The sequence below is a fragment of the Pseudomonas sp. S3_B11 genome, from assembly GCF_054667715.1.
In genome coordinates, this window is record NZ_CP162749.1 from 963,789 (window position 1) to 981,346 (window position 17,558).

A 17,558-nucleotide genomic window follows, 5' to 3' on the forward strand; every position below is an offset into this window, starting at 1 on the left:
GGGCTTTTTCGTGTAGGGCCGAAAAAACCTCGGAACGACCCTCAATGTGTTTCAAAGGGTGAGAATCGACGGTTTTGGCGACGTTGTCGTACATCGTCCCGTAGCGGCCTGTGCTTAACTGTTTCCGGAAACAAAACAAACGCTTAGGAGCTTGGTTACTCATGGAGTTGAGAATCGACCGACAGGCCCTGGTGCCTGTCGTGCAGCAAATCGTCGACGCGCTGACCGGCTGGATCCGACAGGATGCGGTGCAACCGGGGACTCGGCTGCCATCCGTCCGTCAACTGGCGCGGGAAAACCTGCTCAGCCAGTCCAGCGTCAATGAAGCGTGTGAACGCCTGGTCGCCCAAGGCCTGTTGGCGTCCCGCCATGGTTCCAGCTTTTTTGTCGCACCACCCCCGTCGCCCGGGCCCGAGCCCAACGATCAGAATCGACAGCAGGACACGTTCGCCGACGGGTGCGACAGCTCGCAATGGGAATTGAAGCTGGGGTGTGGCGGGCTGCCCGAGAGCTGGCGCGAAAGCGATGACCTGGGCTATGCGATCCGTCAGGTCACTCGCACCGACATGGCGGGATTGTTCAACTACAGCACATCGTTGGGGCTGCCCGCCCTGCGTGAACAACTGTCCAGGCGCCTGAAACAACTCAATATCGAGGCCGATAAAGACCTGATCCTGACCACCACCGGGGCGACCCACGGGCTGGACCTGATCGTACGGACGCTGTTGTCGCCGGGTTCCTGCGTGGTCGTGGAGAGCCCCGGCTATTCAAGCCTGTTCGACCTGCTCAGGTTGCACGACATCGACATGCTCGAACTGCCCAGGACCCCGCGCGGCCCGGACGTCGATGCGCTGCAAGACCTGCTGGCGATGCACCGGCCCACTGCGCTGTTCGTCAACAGCGCCTGCCATAACCCAACCGGCTGCAGCCTGGCTCCGGCCGTCGCTCAACGGCTGCTGCAATTGACGAAGGAACACGGCGTACTGGTGATCGAAGACGATGCCTATGGCGATTTCCAGAGCTCGGCACGGACCCGGCTGGCGGCACTGGACCCCGAGGTGGTCTACGTGGGCAGCTTCTCGAAAACCCTGAGCAGTTCGTTGCGCGTCGGTTTCGTGGTGGCCGGGCCCTCCATCATCGCGCGCCTGAGCGAGGTCAAGGGCATTACCAGCATGGGTGGATCGCGGTTCTGTGAGTCTGTCCTTGCCTGCCTCCTGGTCAATGGTGCCTATCGCAAGTTGGTCCAGCGCCAACGGCAGCGCCTGGGCGCCGATATGGCAGCGCTGTTGCAGGTACTGGAAGACGCCGACTGGGAGGTCTTCGGCAAACCGGCCGGCGGGCTTTTCATCTGGGCAAGACCGCCATTGTGTGACTACGCTGGAGTACAAGACCTGGCCAGGCGTTTCGGCGTGCTGCTGTCTTCGCGCAGCGCATTCAGCCCTTCGGGCGCCGACAGCGACTGGCTACGGATCAACGTGGCGTATGCCCGTGACCCCAGGGCGCTGGCGTTCTTCCGGGCCGCGGCTCTGGATCGACCTCTAGTGTCCTGAAAACGACGCGGCTGTAGCTTTTTGCCATTATTCCGACGCCAGCATCTTGTGTTGCAGGGCGTCTCGTTGCGAATCTGCAATCAACACACACTGGCAGAGGACTGAGCGCAATGATTTCGGCCGTGCAAGGACGTTTTGCCAACCTGGGTATGGCAAAGAAACTGGGTATCGGATTTGTCCTGGTGCTGTTGCTGACCGCAGTGGTCGCGGCCATCGGTGTCTGGTCCCTGCAGACCATCAGCTATCGCTTCGATGGCCTGAAACAGATGTCCTCGCTCAACAGCGGGTTGCTCAAGGTTCGGCTGCTGGAGCAGGAATACGCCTCGCGCTCCGACCCCAAGACGGCCGATGCCCTGCGCCAAGGTGTCGATGGGCTGCTGGCCCAGGCGAACGAACTCAAGGTGCAGTCGGCTGCCAACGTGCCGGTGATGAACGACGTGGAGCAGGCGCTGGCCGCGTATCGCAAGGCGTTCGACGAATTTGTCGGGTTGAGCCAGAGCAAGGACCTGGCGCTGGAAATGGCCAGTTGGTCGGTGTCCAGCGTCGCCAATAACCTGGATGTGTTGCAGGCCGGGCTGGCGGATGACGGCGCCTATACCTTGAAAGATTCCGAGGGCAAGGAGGGGGCCGAGTTCATCGAGCAGGCCAACCAGGTCAGCGAAGTATCACGCTTGATGTTGCAGGCCATGAACGAAGCGCGGGTCCGCCTGGACCAGAGCCGCAAAGGCAATGTCGAGGGCGCCGCAGAAGGCAGCATCGAACAGGCCGAGCAGGCGATGAAACAGGCCGAAGTGCTCAAGACCACCGTCAAGGACCCAGGTTACCAGACCGTGCTGAATGAAGTGGCCGGGCATATCGCCGGGTTCAATGAACAATTGGCCGAATACACCGGCCTGCTGGCGAAGGAAAAAGTCGTCTACCTGCAACTGCACGAGCGGGCCGACCAAGTGGTGGCGCGGGTTGACCAAGCCTTCAGTGCCGAAGATCAGGCCATGCAGACCGAACTGAAGAAAAATTCGCTGCTGATCATCGGTTCGTCGGCCTTGGCCTTGCTGGTGGGATTGATCGCGGCGTGGGTCATAACCCGGCTGATCGTGACGCCGCTGCGCAGTGTCATTCGCGTGGCCCAGCAGATTGCGGCGGGTGACTTGAGCGCCACGGTCGAAGTGACGCGCCGGGACGAAATTGGTCAGTTGATGCAGGCGATGCAACAGATGGGCGCGGGGCTGAGCAGTATCGTCAGCGGTCTACAGGCCGGTATCGAGCAGTTGGCCAATTCGGCCCAGTCGCTGTCGGCCGTGACTGAACAGACCAACCTGGAAGTCAGCAGTCAGAAAGAGGAAACCGAGCAGGTCGCCACGGCGATGAACCAGATGACGGCGACCGTGCATGATGTGGCACGCAACGCCGAAGAAGCCGCACAAGCGGCCCAGACTGCCGACGACAAGGTCGAAAGCGGCCAGCAAGTGGTGCGTCAGAGCATGGTGCGCATCGAGCAGTTGGCCGATTCGGCCACGTCGGCCAGCTCCAGCATCGAAAGCCTCAGCGCCGAGATCCAGAACATCGGCACGGTGCTGAGTGTGATCAAGAGCGTGGCCGAGCAAACCAACCTGTTGGCGCTCAATGCCGCTATCGAGGCGGCCCGGGCCGGGGAGCAGGGCCGGGGCTTTGCGGTCGTGGCCGATGAGGTGCGGGCGTTGGCCAGGCGCACGCAACAGTCCACCGAGGAGATCGAGCGACTGGTGAGTGCCCTGCGGTCAGCGGCCCAGGCGTCCGTGCAGCAGATTCAGAGCAGCGGCGAGTTGGTGAAGATGGCGGTCAGCGATGCACTGCAGACCGAAAGCGCCTTGGGCAGTATTGCGGCGGCTGTATCACTGATCCAACAGATGAACCAACAGATCGCGGCGGCGGCCGAGCAGCAGAGTTCGGTGGCCGAGGAGATCAATCGCAGTGTCACCAGCATTCGCGCCAGTGCAGATCAATCCTCCCTGGCGATGCGCGGCAATGCCGCTTCCAGCATCGAGCTGGCGCAGTTGGGGGTTGAGCTGAAAGGGATGGTGGGGCATTTCAGGTTGTGACAAAGACGACGCAAACCCTTGTGGCGAGGGGATTTATCCCCGCTGGGGCGCAAAGCGGCCCTAAGATCTAAAAAGTTGGTGCAGTAGTTTGATGACTTGGGGCTGCTTCAGCCCAGCGGGGATAAATCCCCTCGCCACAAATGATTCGTATCCGACAATGAATCCTCAGTCGTAAACCTTCTTCTTCTTCCACTCGTCGTTGACTTCGGCGTCCTTCAGCCCTTCGGTCAACTGGTTGACCTCGCCTTCGACCGGCTGGGTGCTGGCCAGGACCTGGGCATTGGCGCGGGCCAGGAGTTTCTCCAGATAGGCCAGTTGTTCGGCGTAGACCTGGGGTTCCTGTTGCTTGCGCAGGTACTGTACGCCGCGCTCGAAGGCCAGGCGGGCCTGCCCGGGTTGTTCTTGCTGCAGGGCTTGCTGGCCGAGGTTGTTGAAGAACTCGATGTGCAGCAGCACCAGGATGTGCCGCACTTCGCGAATCCAGCGCTTGGCTTCGTTAGACGGCAGGAAACCGTCCTGGGCAGCGCGGGTGATCTGGCCGTGCAAGGCCTCGAGCAGAAAACGTACGTCCTTGGCCTTGGCTTCGGTCTGGATCGGTGCCGGTGGATTGTTCACCGGGATCGATTCACCTTGGGCGGCGAGTGCGCTCAATTCGTCCAGGCGTGCCTTGACCGCGGAATTGGTTTTCTCCAGGTTCAGCAGGCGCTGGCAGACATTCATCTCAAGGCGCGTCATCAACAACTTCAGGGCTGGGGTCATCAACTGCCCGGGGAAGGTTTCGGTGAGCTCGCCACAGCGACGCATGCGGTCGTTGAGTTCTACCTTGGTGCGGGCTTTTTCCAGCTTGTTGTTTTCCACCACGTGGTTCATGTAGCCAATGGCGATCAACAGGGCGATCCCGGCTACGACGAGCAGGGTGATCATGAGTGGTGTCACCGGTAAGACCTCTTTATTGTGGTACGCATGTCATGAGTGTAGTGGCTTGGCTTTTAAGCGCATAGGCCCGAGCGACGCGATTAGACGGGCGTCGTGCTGTTTATAGGAAGCATAACCGGGTGGACGCACATTGCCATCATTTGCCGGGCGCGACTATAGCGTCTCGGCGGGTGACAGAATATAGGCGTCAGAGACCGGGCGGGCGAAATGTCCGGATCGCCTCCAAACCGGGCGAAGTCATTGATTTAAATAAATTTATATCTGGGGGTTGACGACCCTTCAATCCATCCATAGAATGCGCGCCACTTACAGCGTAAAGCACTCAGCCAAACGCTATAAGTAGTGAATGTTGTACGTGTGTCCCCTTCGTCTAGTGGCCTAGGACACCGCCCTTTCACGGCGGTAACAGGGGTTCGAGTCCCCTAGGGGACGCCAATGCGGGAATAGCTCAGTTGGTAGAGCACGACCTTGCCAAGGTCGGGGTCGCGAGTTCGAGTCTCGTTTCCCGCTCCAATTTTAAACAGCGTTGCTTTCGGGCAGGGCTGAGTGAAACCAGAACCAAGTCTTCGGAGGCGGGTCTGGGCACTGGAACACACACCATGTGTTCCGGGCAGCGTGTCCCCTTCGTCTAGTGGCCTAGGACACCGCCCTTTCACGGCGGTAACAGGGGTTCGAGTCCCCTAGGGGACGCCATTTGCGGGAATAGCTCAGTTGGTAGAGCACGACCTTGCCAAGGTCGGGGTCGCGAGTTCGAGTCTCGTTTCCCGCTCCAAATTCAAAAAGACGCCGCTCATTTGAGCGGCGTTTTTTTATGCGCGTAAAAAAGCCATTTAAATGCCCAAGGTTATGTATCCGGCGCTCAAGGGCCTTTAACGAGCGATTTGCGTTGTCTGCGGGGGCTGGCAACGATTTTCCTTAATATTGAAAGGAAGGTGAGAGTACTTCCTGCAAAATTTAAGGGAAAACGCTTAGGAAGATTAATAGTTCATTCCTAAAGAAATGCACTTCTCCTAACCTTCCAGTACCCATTCTGGAGATGCATTTATGCTGATTTTCGTTAAATCGATGGTCATTGGGCTGTGCATTGCAGCCCCTGTAGGACCCATTGGGCTGTTGTGCATACAGCGAAGCCTGATGCTTGGGTGGAGAGCCGGTTTCGCGACGGGATTGGGCGCGGCCACAGCCGACTCGATCTATGGATTCATCGGTGCCCTGGGTGTCACGGCCATCATTGCGACGCTCATCAGCTTCAAACCCTGGTTGTGTATCTTTGGAGGGCTGTTCCTCGCCTACATTGGCTATCAGACAATACGATCGAAGGGCGGCTCGACGGCCATGGCGGGCGAGCGGGCCAATATGTTCAAAGCCTACTCGACCACGCTGTTCCTGACGCTGTCCAACCCCATGACCATCTTGTCGTTTATCGCGATATTTGCCGCATTGAGTGACGGCATGGCCAGTGACCAAGGCGGCCAGCACGCCTTGCTGCCGATGGTGACCGGTATCTTCCTGGGTTCGGCGGCCTGGTGGCTGGGGTTGAGTGGGTTCTCCTCCATTTTCAAGGCGCGGATTGCCGAATCAAAGCTCAGGCTGATCAACTACTTTTCAGGGGCAACCATCACCATCCTGGGGGCCTACCAGGTCGCCACTGGCGTCATGCTCGCCACGGGAACCTGACCTGGAGCTTATGCCTCGCTGAGCGAGGCATAAGCCTGGTATCTCCCCTGCGTTGCATGGGGACGTTTTACTGCAGTCTGAACTCGACGTACGCCCTGAAACGGCCTATCGCCTGGGTGATTTGCGAGGCGGTTGCATTGCTGAACGACAGCCTGACCTGGGTGGTGGCCTCATTCATCAGCGAAAACAAGGTGGTGGGAAATACAATCACCTTGAACAGCCTGGCGCACTCGCGCATTTCAGAATATCCAAAGACGAAAGGCAGCTGCACATTGATGAAGAAGCCGCCTGCCGGATGATTCCAGCTGACCGCTCTTTGAGCGCCGATCCTGAATGGAAATTCGCGCTCAAGGCATTCAAGCATGTGATTTCTTTTCTTTGTATAAGACAGCACCCTGGGTTGGTTCAGCCTTTTCAACGAGTAGTCGTTCTCGATCAGCAGGCCTGCGACAACCGCCTGGCACAAGGCAGGGGTGTTCACCGTGATCAGGCTTTTGGCTTTGCACAATCGGCTGCTGAAGGACATGACCCCAGTGCCCTCTGGGGCGACCACATAGCCCATGCGCAAGCCCGGGAAAATCGATTTGGCAAACGAGCCCAGCAAGAACACTCGGCGGCTATCGATGGACTTCATGGACGCAATGGCATCGCCTTCGTACCTGAAGTAGCGGTAGGCAGTGTCTTCGAGGATGAAAAAGTTCTTTTCATCGGCCAGGGAGAGCATGGCTCTTCTGTTGTCATGGGAAAGGCTGTCGGCGGTAGGATTGCTGAAATCAGGAATCGCATAAAGCGCCTTGATTCTTTCACCTCTGGATTCCAGCGCTTCAATGAGCCTGCGCAGGGCGATCGGATCAAGAAAGGTCGTCATGGGGACGGGGACTATTTTTATATCCAGCAGTTTTGCGATACCCGTGATGCCGGAAAACACCGGGTCAGGTACCAATAAAACCCCACTGCCTTCAAAAATGGACAGGAGCGTCAAGGTGCAGGCTTCTTGAAAGCCCATGCACACCACAATGCTTTCAGGGTTGGAAACGTTGATCGCTTCATCCACCTGCAAATGGCTGGCGATTATTTCATTGATGATTCCAGAGGTTTTTCCATATTGGCAAAGCAGCGTCGCAAGTGACTGTTCGGTGCCGGCAACGTGATCTTTGTATTGGGCCAGGCCCCTGTCGATGAGCGAAGGGTCGCACTGCTCATCATCGGGTCGACCGGAGGCCAGTGAAATGGCCTCCGGGTTCTCTTGGGCAATGGAGTTCAGTAGGTGGATGACGTTCAGGATGGGGTCGTCGAATATTGTGCTTTCGAATGCGCTGGACACTTTCGCTTCTCCATAAAAAGCAACGAGCCATTGAAGGCCCGTTGCTCATGATCAACACCCGCTACGCAGGATCGAGTGAGCGTTCTTGATCGACCTGCCTCTCCATGGCTTCGAATGCCTGCAGCAGGTCGTCCTTGAGGTCATCCAGGTCCTCCAGGCCGAAGCACAATCGAACCAGGCCTTTCTCGATGCCCATGTCCGCTTTTTCCTGATCCGTCATCGAGGCATGGCTGCCACTGAAGGGCTGGGCAACCATCGACGTCACGCAGGCCATTCCAGTGCCCGTGCCAAACCATTGGAGCGTGCTGGTGAACGTTTTGTAGAAGGGAACCAGGTCGGGCCGAATATCAACAAACACAATGCCGCCATAACCGGTCAGTTGTTTGCCATCGACGCGTGGGTAATAGACATGCTCAATAAAAGGCAGCTCGCGCAGATAGTTGAGCATGCTTGCTGTCGTCTGGCTGTGCTTTTCCATGCGCAGGTTGAACGTCTGCATGCTTCTGCGAAGCAACCATGCGCTATGGGGCGTTAATATCGTGCCTGAATAAAAGCGACCCTCAAGCAGGCGGTTGTAAATCATTTCACTGTTGACCAGAACCAGGCCGCCCATGACATCGCTATGCCCGGAGAAGTATTTGGTTGCGCTGTACAGTGAAATGTCGGCGCCAAAATTCAACGGCTTCTGAAATATCGGCGTGGCCCAGGTGTTGTCAACCACCACCAGTGCTTGCGGGTTGTTTTGCTTGACGGCCCGGCTGACCGCATGAATATCGATGTCTTTCAGGAAGGGGTTGGTCGGTGTTTCGAAAATGACCATGTCGACGTTCGCCGGCAAGGCATTCAACCCATCTTGTGTGGTGAGATCCAGAATCGTCAGGTGTGCGCCGATGCGTGCCGCATAGCGTTGGAACAATTTATAAGAGCAGCCATAGATGTATTTGTTGATGACCAGCGAAGCACCCGGTTTCAACAGTTCCAACACCATGTAGATGGCGCTCATCCCGGTGCTGTAGGCCAGGGCATATTCGCTGCCCTCCAGGGACGCGACAACCTGTTCCAATTCGGTCACATTGGGATTGGCCTTCCTTGAGTAGAAGAAGGCCGAGTCGGCGCTGAAGGCGCTGCACTGATAAATAGGCGTGACCGAAGGACGCGCGTCCCGGTCATCGACCTTGATATGAAGTATTTCAGTGGACACTTTCATGCTTGGCTGACCAGTTTGATGACCTGTTCATACATGTTCTGCTTGCCCTCGTAACCAATGGTCGGGGTAATGTCGTTTTGCGAAATACCAATCTCTTCAATCGACTCCGTGGGGAAGTGAGCCCTGTCGAATACTTCATGAAGGTTCGAGTTCACTCCGTTGGGGAGCCAGACCTCAGGACCGGTTTCATCGATGCGTGCCTTGGCAATAATGAATCGATAGCTTTCATGCGGCCGCAGCGTCAGTGATTTCCAATCGCTGTTGTGCCCGTCCGTATAGTTGCGCCGCAGGTAGACGGTCTGTTCGAAATCTTCGGTATTCAGCACTTGGGCGTGCAGCGACACGATATCCCCATGCCACTCGAACTTGCGTTTCTCGTAAGCGCTCAGCGCGTCCTCTCGCAGCTCGACTGGAGCGTTCGCCTGGTGTTCGCCCAGTAATTTGAAATGCGCATCGTGCCCGCATTGAGAGCAGCAACCCTTGCTGTCCAGCCCGATGATTTCAGCGTTCAAGCCGTAGCGGGTGACGAGCAGGGCGTTACAGTTGTTGCAACTGGTGTTGGTTCCCTCGACATCATTCACGTTGCCCAGGTAGACATGCTCAACGCCCATGCTGCGAGCAACGTCCCGAGCCTTCAGCAGCCGGTCTACAGGGGTACGGATGCTGTTGCTCATTTTGTAATCGGGGTGGAACCTGACGAAGTGCAGCGGCACATTCGGGCCCAGCTCATCCAATACCCACTGGCTGATTTTCCGGGCCGTTTCCTCGTCGTCGCTGATGTCGGTCACCATCAAGGTGCTGACCTCGACATATTTGCCGGCGTCATAGACCTTCTTGATGCCCGCGAGGACCGGTTCTACCCAGCCGGTCGTGACCTTGCGGTAGTATTCCGGGGAAATGGATTTCAACGAAATCGAGAAAATATCGATGACCGGCAATAATTCATCGATGGCTTCTTCACTGATAAAGAACGCCGATTTATACAGGTTGATCAGGCCCGCTTCCTTGGCCAGCTTTGCCGTGTCGAGGATGAATTCATGCCAGACAACGGGATCGTTATACGTCCAGGAAATGACGCGTATTCCGTGCTTGAGTGCGGTTTCCACAACTTGTTCAGGGGTGTAGTAGTAAACGTCTTTGTCGGTGACGTACTTGGCTTGCGAGGTCTTCCAGTTGTGGCAATAACCGCAGTTGAGCATGCAGCCGATATTGCCCAGCGACAGGATCCGCTCTCCAGGCGCAAAGTGGAAAACGGCTTCGGTCTCAATCGTTTCTTCCGTACTGTGAACGCCTTTGCCGTAGTTCAATGTAACGAGTCTGCCGCCACGGTTTCCGCGCACTTTGCAAAAACCTACCTTGCCCTCCTGTATGACACAGTTTCGCGGGGAAAGATGACACTTGACGACGCCCCCTGGGAGTATTTCTTCCAGTTTTGCCGGGCTGCTTTCCAAGGTCCAGTTTTTATTTTTTGTAGTGTCCATCTTTCTCACTCCTCATCACGGAAGTTGCTGTCAATATCATCGGTTGAAAAAGTCGAGGCGAAACAATCCTGCCGCCATGAATGGCAATCATCTTTATGGGTATTAGTAGGCGGATGAAGCGCGAATCAATCCATGGTTCTTGAGTGAAAAGCGCTTGGCATTCATGTTCATGAAGGGTTGGATAAGCGGGCCGATCACTAACAGGAATGCAATCGTTCCCACGCCGAACGGGCCGCCTAAAAGCCAGCCGCTCGAAAAGATGCCGATTTCAATGATCATTTTGGCTTTGGTGAATGACCAGCCCCACTTGGAAACCATGGTCAGTACCACGAGGTCCATGATTCTGATTCCAATACCGCTCATGATGATCAACGCGGAGGAATAGGCACATAACATCAGCCCTGTCGCCAATAACGTGTACTCATTCATTCTCGCGATCAAATACTCTCCGAGCCCCAGCCATGACCAGAGATCAATCAAAAGACCGGTCAGTGTTGTTGTAATAAAGGGGCTTATCGGCGGGTATTTTCTATTCCAGAGCATCCACCATGTCAGGAAGAAGAGGGACACGATAGCCGAACAGATGCCCATGCCCAGCATAAGTATTTTATCGATCGAGATGATCAAGACGTCTAGTGGGTCGGTACCCAGTTGACTGATGATGAAGCACTTGGCGCCCAGCGAAAAGAGACCGACACCCATCAAGTACATCAGGATCTGGTCCTTCTTGAAGCGCCGCAGATTTAGCACTTGCGTGCCAATGTGCTGGGTGAAAGAGTATGACTTTTTTCCACACTTTATCTTTTCATCTTCCATGCGAACACCATCCCTGGAGAGAATATTTTATTATGAGTGCGTCACGCTAAAGCGCAGGGCTATTGATTGCCCTCAGGCTTTCAGGCTGGAAATAGACTAGCGCTATGCTTTATTTTGGTGCATGCTTTTTTTAATGAAAAACGCGGGCTTTTCATTAAAATTTATACTTTTAACCGGGGAAAACGCACATGGATCGTATAGACGTCAAAATCCTGGGTAAGGTACAGGACTGTGGTCGCATTTCCATCACAGAGCTTTCCAAGCACGCAGGTCTTTCTATTCCTGCCACCAATGACAGGTTGCGTAAACTTGAAGACTCAGGGGTGATCAAGGGCTATTGCGCTCAGTTAGATCCAACCAAACTGGGGTACGGCATATCAGCTGTCGTCGGCATCACCACTCTCAAGCCGGCGAAGTCCAAATTAATAGCAACGCTCACCGACATACCCGAAGTCGTAGAGTGCCTGCACATCACCGGAAACGACTCCTATCTGATCCGGATCTACGCCAGATCCATGGCTGAGATCGAGGACATCATTGCGAAAATCAACGCGTACGGAGAGACGCGTACCAGCATTGTTCTGTCCATTCCTATCGAGAGAAGAAAGCTCGCCCCATGAGCCTGGGTGCTGCGCACTGACTACGTACTTTGCTGAACAAACATGGCTCACCTCTCAAGGCTGTGCACCAGGTTTTCAATCGCTTCCAGAGCCGCCTCATCCGGAGGTGGCGGTGCAGGGTTTGCGCTGCGCATCTGGTACGCAAGACGGTACTCACTGGGGGTGCAACTGGCGTATTGCTTGAAGGCGCGGGCGAAGTAGGACGGGTCCTTGAAGCCTGCCTCGTAGCCGATGCTGGTGATGGGCATCTGGCTGTTATCGAGCAGTTCCTTGGCAAAGCTCATGCGTTTGTTCAGCACATAGTCGGTGAAGCCGAGCCCGTTGGCTTCCTTGAACACCCGGCTGAAGCGAAATGTGGTCATGCCGCAGCGCTTGGCCAGATCGCGCTGATCGATGCTTTCGCGAAAATGCTGGTCGATGTACAGCATGATGTGGCTGAGAGCCTGGTGTTTCTGGTGCCCGGAGGTCAGGCGGATACTGTCCGGCAGGGTCGGGGAGTGGTCGATCTGCGAGGTCTTGCCCCGGCCATTGGTATTGCGACGCAGTTCGCACAGTTGCACCACGGCCGTCAGGTAGCGCTTTCTCTCGGCGGTAGACAAGGGCACCACCATGTATTCCCAGACGCTGGAGCGCATGGCCCACACCGCCAGTTCTTCGGAGTGCTGCACGGTGAACATGGTGATGGGGGTGGCAGGAACGGTCCGCTTGATCTCCAACAGGCGCCGCAGGCCCGGCGTGTCCGGGCGATCGAAGTGGATGCAGATCATGTCGACCTGTTCCCCGCCGGGCAGCATGGCGTTCTTTGCCAGCGTGCAGTCGCAGGTGTCCTGGAACTGGGAGACGAGTTCCTTGGTGGACCGATCGTGAGTCAGATCGAACCATAACAGCTTTGGTTTTTCAGTCAGACTTGGCGCCATAGGACGACTACCCAGAGGTTCTTTCTGCCCTTTAGCTAGCAGTATTGTCACAGTGCTATCACTTCGCCGAATAATTTTTTATAAAAAACCGATCTTTTAGCGCCGTCCCCGCCATGCGCCGCTTGCAAGCACCCGCTTGTGCTGCCGCACGGGATGGATTTCCCCGATTCGAGTCATTTTCCATTCCCGCAAAAAAATCCTAGCGATGTGCAAAATCCTCCTAACGGCTATGACCACCTGCTGACTAGGGTTGCATCAGGCAGTTCGCAATGTACTGCCTCTTTGAAAAACAACCCCGATGAGGTGTGCGAAATGACTCTTCAAACTATCAAGGCTTCGGTACTGAAGTTCGCCAAAGATGAAGACGGCCTGACCATTGTGGAATACGCCGTGGCCGGTGGGTTGATCACGGTGGCTGTGGCGGCGATGTTCGTCTTGCTGGGCAGCGCCGTGAACACCCGGATTACCGCACTCTGCGCCGCGGTCAAGGGCTCTGCCTGCTGACAACCGCTCCCTTTCGGGAATGGGATGAAGCCCATCGAGGCGCCGGTTTCAGCATTGCCTGATAAAGCTTCGAAGTATTTGCTCAATGGGCTTCGCATTGTTCTTTATCAGCCGGTTTTATGACCGTTGAAGTGAGGTAAATGACATGAAAGTTCAAAGACTCAGAACTTCGATAGTTAAGTTTATCGATGATGAAGACGGCCTGACCATTGTGGAATATGCCGTGGCCGGTGGGCTGATTACGGTGGCGGTTGCCGCGATGTTTGTTCTGCTGGGCGGTGCGGTGAATGATCGGATCACTGCGCTCTGCGCCGCGGTAAAAGGCTCTGCCTGCTAACTCCAACCGCACGATGGAGACGCATCATGTCCATGGAATTGCTGATGTCGACGGTATTGCTGCTAGGACTACTGGGTGTGGCGGTGGTGAGCGATCTGCTTCGCCACCGCATCCCCAACACGCTGGTGCTGTTGGGCCTGGCCTTGGGATTGGCCAGCCAGATTTATACAGACGGGATTGGCGGGCTCGGCGACAGCCTGTTGGGCATGCTGATCTGTTTCGCGCTGTTCCTGCCCATGTACGCCGTCGGTGGCATGGCTGCCGGTGACGTCAAGCTGATGACCATGGTCGGCAGCTTCCTGCCCTTTCATTACGCACTGTGGGCGGCGCTGTTCAGCCTGATCGCCGGCGGTGTGTGCGGTTTCCTGATCGTCCTGGCTCGCGGCCAACTGCTCCAGACCCTGCAGCGCTACTGGTTGAGCGTCCGTGCGCAGGCGTATCTGGCGCCTGGGTCGGATGAAGTGGCCGGCAAACCTTTTCCTTACTCGATTGCGATCCTGATCGGCACTTTGAACAGCGTTTACTGGCAGCTGGTTGCCGGTGGCTGGGGAGTCTAGTCATGCACGTCATTAACGATAGCGATGCCTACCCCAGCGAACGGGAAGCAGTACAGCGGTTGGCGCCGCAGCCGAGCTCGATTCGCGACACGGGGCTGACCGACAGTTTTCTCGGCGAGCTGGTGTGCAAACATCTGCACGATGCCGGTGTGTTGGACATGTCGCGGCTGGTGGAGCGCCTGGCGCTAACCGGCGCGGTGCTGGAAGAAGTCCTGGCGTTCCTGCGCAAGGACGGTCGCGTCGAAGTGCTGGGCCAGTTGGGGCAATCGGGTGGACAGACGCTGCGTTATGGCCTGACCGAGCGCGGCCGCAGTTCGGCGCGTGACGCCCTGGCCCGTAGCGGCTACATCGGCGCGGCCCCGTTCCCGGTGAGCACCTATCGCTCGCTGATCAAGATCCAGACCATTCACCATGGCCGCATTACCGCCAAGGACATGAATCACGCCCTGGCAGGCATGGTGTTGAGCCAAGGCATGCTCGACCAGTTGGGCGTCGCCCTGAATTCCGGGCGGGCAATTATGATCTACGGCCCGGCGGGCACGGGCAAAACCTACGTCAGCAGCCGATTGATCCGGCTGTTCGCCGAGGCGATCTGGGTGCCCCATGCCATTGTCATCAACGAGTCGGTGATCGAGATCTACGATCCGCAGGTGCACCAGCGCCTGGATGACAACGGCCAATCGAACAACCTGATGCTCAACGAAGGCATCGACCGCCGGCTGCTGTGCTGCAAACGCCCGATCGTCATCACCGGCGGCGAGCTGAACATGGAACAGCTGGACGTGCGCTACGACCCATTCACCCGGCAATACCAGGCGGCGTTGCAGCTCAAGGCCAGCAATGGCCTGTTCATCATCGATGACATGGGCCGCCAGCGCATGGCCCCGGCCGAATTGCTCAATCGCTGGATCGTGCCCATGGAGGAGAAGCGCGACTTCATCAACCTGGGCGGCGGCCGGCATTGCGAATTACCGTTCGACCTGGTGCTGGTGTTTTCCACCAACCTCAATCCCCTCGAATTGGCCGACGAGGCCTTCCTGCGGCGCATTGGCTACAAGGTGCAGTTCGGCTACCTCAAGCCCGAGGAATACGAACAAATCTGGCGCCAGGAGTGCGAACGCCTGGGCATTCCTTATGACCCGCTGTTGGTGCGCTATGTCCTGCAGCGGTTGTATGCAGCCGAAGGCATGCCGCTGGTGCCTTGCCATCCCCGTGACCTGTTGAACATGGCGCTCGACCGTCAGCGTTACCTGGGCGGTTCCGGCCCCCTGTCGCCGCAAGAGCTGGAATGGGCCTGGCACAACTACTTCGTTCAGCTCGACTTCCTTTGATCTGGAGATACCGACATGAGCTCTCGTACGCTTCCGCTGATAGGCATTTCCCTGGTAATGGGCCTTGGTGCCGCATGGATGGCTGACTCCTGGTTGAGCGCGCGACTCAACGCGACCCCCGACGATCACTTGCGAAGCGTGGTGGTCGCTACGGTGGAAATCCCCTTTGGGCAAATGGTCGAGGCCCAGCAAGTCACGACCGTGCGCATGCCCATGGACACGATCCCGGACGACGCCTTCGATTCCAGCGAGCAGGCCGTGGGCAAGATCGCCACCTTCGACATCCTGCGCGGCGACATCGTGCGGGGTGCGCGTCTGAGCGAGCACTTGGGCGGCAGCACCCTGGCTTCGCTGATCGCACCGGACAAGCGGGCCATATCGGTGCGTGTGGATGATGTGGTCGGTGTCGGCGGGTTCCTGCTGCCAGGCAACCGGGTCGACGTGTTGGCGACCAAGACCACCAACGCCGGCAGCAACAGCGCGACGTCCCGGACCCTCCTGGAAAACCTGCGGGTGCTGGCGGTAGACCAGACCGCCGGCACGGACAAGACCCAACCGGTAGTGGTGCGGGCCGTGACGCTGGAAATGTCGGCCACCGAAGCGGAATTGCTGGTCACCGCGCAGACCGAAGGCAAGCTGCAATTGGCCTTGCGCAATCCGTTGAACCTGGAGAAAAAAGCCGTGGCCGTTGCGCCGCCAGCCCCTGCGCCGGTCATGGCGATGGCGGCGGCCCCAATGCCAAAACCTGTGATGCAGCGCAGTGCCAAGCCGCAAGGCGGGGCGATCACGTTGATCCGCGGGGTTGAAAGCAGCGTGATCAATGTCCGCTGAGTGATGCCTCCATGCCAGGCCGTTAAAGGTCGTGGCGATGCCGATCCTCAAACGTTGTAATGAGGGCTCGATGATGAATGCCAATATCCGGCGCCAGGGAGGGGCGGTGAGTGTTTTGATGGTGATAGCGTTGGCGGCGATTGCCATGATGGCGGCCTTGGCCCTGGATGGCGGGCACATGCTGCTGAACAAGACCCGTTTGCAAAATGCCGTGGATGCCGCGGCTCTGGGCGGCGCCAAGACGTTGAGCCAGGTGACGGGCGGCATGAACATGGCCAGCACGACGCGCGCCGCAGCCTTGGATACCTTGAGCAGAAATGCCAGCGCCGTGGGCAACGCCGAACTGGCCACCGCCGTCGCCGGCAATCCGGGTGCTTTTGCGGCGGTGGAATTGTCCAGCAGTGTCTATGGCCCTTTCTCTTACCCCGGCCCCACGGACGCCAAGTACGTGCGGGTGTCGGTTGCCAACTATCAACTCAACGGTTTTTTCTGGAGTTTCGTCCAGTCGATGGGCAGCGGCGGCTTGGGTGGCAAAGCCGTGGCGGCGATCGCCACCGCCGGGCCCAGTCCCACTTCACCTTGCGATGTGGCACCCCTGATGGTCTGTGGCGACGCCAGCCAATATGACCCCGCCGCGGGTAACTTCTGGAGCTACCACTTTGGCGACCTGGTGGTCTTGAAGACGGCGGCGGGCAATACCTCACCGATCGGACCGGGCAACTTTCAATTGCTCGATTTCGGCTCCGGCGGCAGTTCGGTTCGTGAGGATCTGGCGGGTGGCGGCTCGGTCTGCCGTGCCGTTGGAGACAACGTCCAGACGTCCCCAGGTAATACCGTCGGCCCGGCGTCCCAGGGACTGAATACACGCTTCGGCATCTACAACGGCCCGGTCAGTGCGTCCGACTATCCGCCGGATCTGATCACCGCTTCGAGCTCACCGGCGATGACCTACAACGATGCGCTCTCACAGGCGCAATACAAGGGCAAGCCGGTTGTTTCAAGTAGTGGCGATCTTTCGGCGGGCGGCGAGGAGATACAGGACTACAACGACTGGCGGACCCAGGTCGCCGCGTGTGTGGCGGGAAGCGGCAGTGGCTGCCAGAGCAACGGGGTGTTCGAGCGCCGGATGCTGAAAATCGTAGTGGGCAACTGCACCGGCAAACAAGGGGGCTCGACTTCTATTCCTGTTCTGGGGTTCGGCTGCTATTTCGTCGTGCAGCCCATGAGCGGCGGTGGCACCCAGGCGCAGATATTCGGCCAGTTCGTCCATGAATGCGAGGGTGACAACGTCCCTGGCCCGACGCCGTCCAACGACGCTGGCCCGCAAATCATCCAGCTCTACAAAACCTATCTCAACGGCAGCGGCACGCCGAGCACCGACTCGTAGGAGGC

At 57.5% G+C, this 17,558-nt stretch carries 16 protein-coding genes, 4 tRNA genes and 1 pseudogene; 15 read left to right on the forward strand and 6 right to left on the reverse strand.

Going from position 1 to position 17,558, the window contains the following annotated elements; all coding sequences use genetic code 11:
• The first annotated feature begins 161 nt into the window (after positions 1 to 161).
• The 3 genes and pseudogenes from AB4O22_RS04495 (at position 162) to AB4O22_RS04505 (ending at position 3,628) form a co-directional block, all read left to right on the forward strand.
• Entirely contained in the window at positions 162 to 1,550 is a 1,389-nt protein-coding gene (locus AB4O22_RS04495; protein WP_013694022.1) for an aminotransferase-like domain-containing protein, read from the forward strand.
• A gap of 992 nt (positions 1,551 to 2,542) precedes the next feature.
• Positions 2,543 to 2,767, forward strand: a pseudogene (locus AB4O22_RS04500) (HAMP domain-containing protein); the annotation flags it as partial.
• A complete protein-coding gene (locus tag AB4O22_RS04505; RefSeq protein WP_411740638.1) occupies positions 2,765 to 3,628 on the forward strand; it encodes a methyl-accepting chemotaxis protein in 864 nt (287 codons plus the stop codon). The pseudogene AB4O22_RS04500 and the gene AB4O22_RS04505, both read left to right, overlap by 3 nt.
• 165 nt (positions 3,629 to 3,793) lie before the next feature.
• Here the strand turns inward: AB4O22_RS04505 and AB4O22_RS04510 are convergent, their stop codons facing one another.
• Entirely contained in the window at positions 3,794 to 4,552 is a 759-nt protein-coding gene (locus AB4O22_RS04510) for a hypothetical protein (RefSeq protein ID WP_223470648.1), read from the reverse strand.
• A 371-nt stretch (positions 4,553 to 4,923) separates the two neighbouring features.
• Here AB4O22_RS04510 and AB4O22_RS04515 point away from each other — a divergent pair.
• The 5 genes from AB4O22_RS04515 to AB4O22_RS04535 all read left to right on the forward strand — a co-directional run bounded on the left by AB4O22_RS04515 (position 4,924) and on the right by AB4O22_RS04535 (position 6,241).
• Positions 4,924 to 4,999 (forward strand) — tRNA-Glu (locus AB4O22_RS04515).
• A 2-nt stretch (positions 5,000 to 5,001) separates the two neighbouring features.
• Positions 5,002 to 5,077 (forward strand) — tRNA-Gly (locus AB4O22_RS04520).
• A gap of 104 nt (positions 5,078 to 5,181) precedes the next feature.
• Positions 5,182 to 5,257, forward strand: a tRNA-Glu gene (locus AB4O22_RS04525).
• Positions 5,258 to 5,260: 3 nt separating this feature from the next.
• Positions 5,261 to 5,336, forward strand: a tRNA-Gly gene (locus AB4O22_RS04530).
• Positions 5,337 to 5,608: 272 nt separating this feature from the next.
• Positions 5,609 to 6,241: a LysE family translocator gene (locus AB4O22_RS04535; RefSeq protein WP_003204356.1), complete on the forward strand. Its 633-nt coding sequence runs from the start codon at positions 5,609 to 5,611 to the stop codon at positions 6,239 to 6,241.
• A 67-nt stretch (positions 6,242 to 6,308) separates the two neighbouring features.
• On the opposite strand, the gene AB4O22_RS04540 is transcribed toward AB4O22_RS04535, so the two are convergent.
• The 4 genes from AB4O22_RS04540 to AB4O22_RS04555 form a co-directional block, all read right to left on the reverse strand.
• The gene (locus AB4O22_RS04540) at positions 6,309 to 7,565 is read right to left on the reverse strand and encodes an aminotransferase-like domain-containing protein (RefSeq protein WP_028237398.1); all 1,257 of its coding nucleotides are present in this window, start codon (positions 7,563 to 7,565) and stop codon (positions 6,309 to 6,311) included.
• 61 nt (positions 7,566 to 7,626) lie between these two features.
• Positions 7,627 to 8,772 carry a PLP-dependent transferase gene (locus AB4O22_RS04545; protein WP_027911509.1) on the reverse strand — a complete coding sequence of 382 codons (1,146 nt, stop codon included), beginning with the start codon at positions 8,770 to 8,772 and terminating at the stop codon, positions 7,627 to 7,629.
• The gene (amrS, locus tag AB4O22_RS04550) at positions 8,769 to 10,253 is read right to left on the reverse strand and encodes an AmmeMemoRadiSam system radical SAM enzyme (RefSeq protein ID WP_027911508.1); all 1,485 of its coding nucleotides are present in this window, start codon (positions 10,251 to 10,253) and stop codon (positions 8,769 to 8,771) included. Before amrS ends, AB4O22_RS04545 begins: the two co-directional genes overlap by 4 nt.
• 102 nt (positions 10,254 to 10,355) lie before the next feature.
• Positions 10,356 to 11,069 carry a YczE/YyaS/YitT family protein gene (locus AB4O22_RS04555; RefSeq protein WP_013694020.1) on the reverse strand — a complete coding sequence of 238 codons (714 nt, stop codon included), beginning with the start codon at positions 11,067 to 11,069 and terminating at the stop codon, positions 10,356 to 10,358.
• Between the two features lie 188 nt (positions 11,070 to 11,257).
• Here AB4O22_RS04555 and AB4O22_RS04560 point away from each other — a divergent pair, with 188 nt between their 5' ends.
• Positions 11,258 to 11,689: an Lrp/AsnC family transcriptional regulator gene (locus AB4O22_RS04560; RefSeq protein ID WP_003204346.1), complete on the forward strand. Its 432-nt coding sequence runs from the start codon at positions 11,258 to 11,260 to the stop codon at positions 11,687 to 11,689.
• Positions 11,690 to 11,736: 47 nt separating this feature from the next.
• Here AB4O22_RS04560 and AB4O22_RS04565 read toward each other — a convergent pair whose 3' ends face one another.
• Positions 11,737 to 12,606: a response regulator transcription factor gene (locus AB4O22_RS04565; RefSeq protein ID WP_003204344.1), complete on the reverse strand. Its 870-nt coding sequence runs from the start codon at positions 12,604 to 12,606 to the stop codon at positions 11,737 to 11,739.
• A gap of 312 nt (positions 12,607 to 12,918) precedes the next feature.
• Here AB4O22_RS04565 and AB4O22_RS04570 point away from each other — a divergent pair, with 312 nt between their 5' ends.
• From AB4O22_RS04570 to AB4O22_RS04595, 6 genes are all read left to right on the forward strand, one after another.
• Positions 12,919 to 13,110: a Flp family type IVb pilin gene (locus tag AB4O22_RS04570; protein ID WP_003204342.1), complete on the forward strand. Its 192-nt coding sequence runs from the start codon at positions 12,919 to 12,921 to the stop codon at positions 13,108 to 13,110.
• Between the two features lie 145 nt (positions 13,111 to 13,255).
• On the forward strand, positions 13,256 to 13,447 hold the full coding sequence (locus AB4O22_RS04575) for a Flp family type IVb pilin (RefSeq protein ID WP_003204340.1): 192 nt from the start codon (positions 13,256 to 13,258) through the stop codon (positions 13,445 to 13,447).
• A gap of 26 nt (positions 13,448 to 13,473) precedes the next feature.
• Entirely contained in the window at positions 13,474 to 14,004 is a 531-nt protein-coding gene (locus AB4O22_RS04580) for an A24 family peptidase (protein WP_003204338.1), read from the forward strand.
• A 2-nt stretch (positions 14,005 to 14,006) separates the two neighbouring features.
• Positions 14,007 to 15,335, forward strand: coding sequence for a P-loop NTPase family protein (locus AB4O22_RS04585; protein WP_003204336.1), 1,329 nt, complete (start codon positions 14,007 to 14,009; stop codon positions 15,333 to 15,335).
• A 15-nt stretch (positions 15,336 to 15,350) separates the two neighbouring features.
• Entirely contained in the window at positions 15,351 to 16,166 is an 816-nt protein-coding gene (gene cpaB / locus AB4O22_RS04590; RefSeq protein ID WP_003204334.1) for a Flp pilus assembly protein CpaB, read from the forward strand.
• A 70-nt stretch (positions 16,167 to 16,236) separates the two neighbouring features.
• Positions 16,237 to 17,553 carry a pilus assembly protein TadG-related protein gene (locus AB4O22_RS04595; protein ID WP_027911502.1) on the forward strand — a complete coding sequence of 439 codons (1,317 nt, stop codon included), beginning with the start codon at positions 16,237 to 16,239 and terminating at the stop codon, positions 17,551 to 17,553.
• Positions 17,554 to 17,558 lie beyond the last annotated feature (5 nt).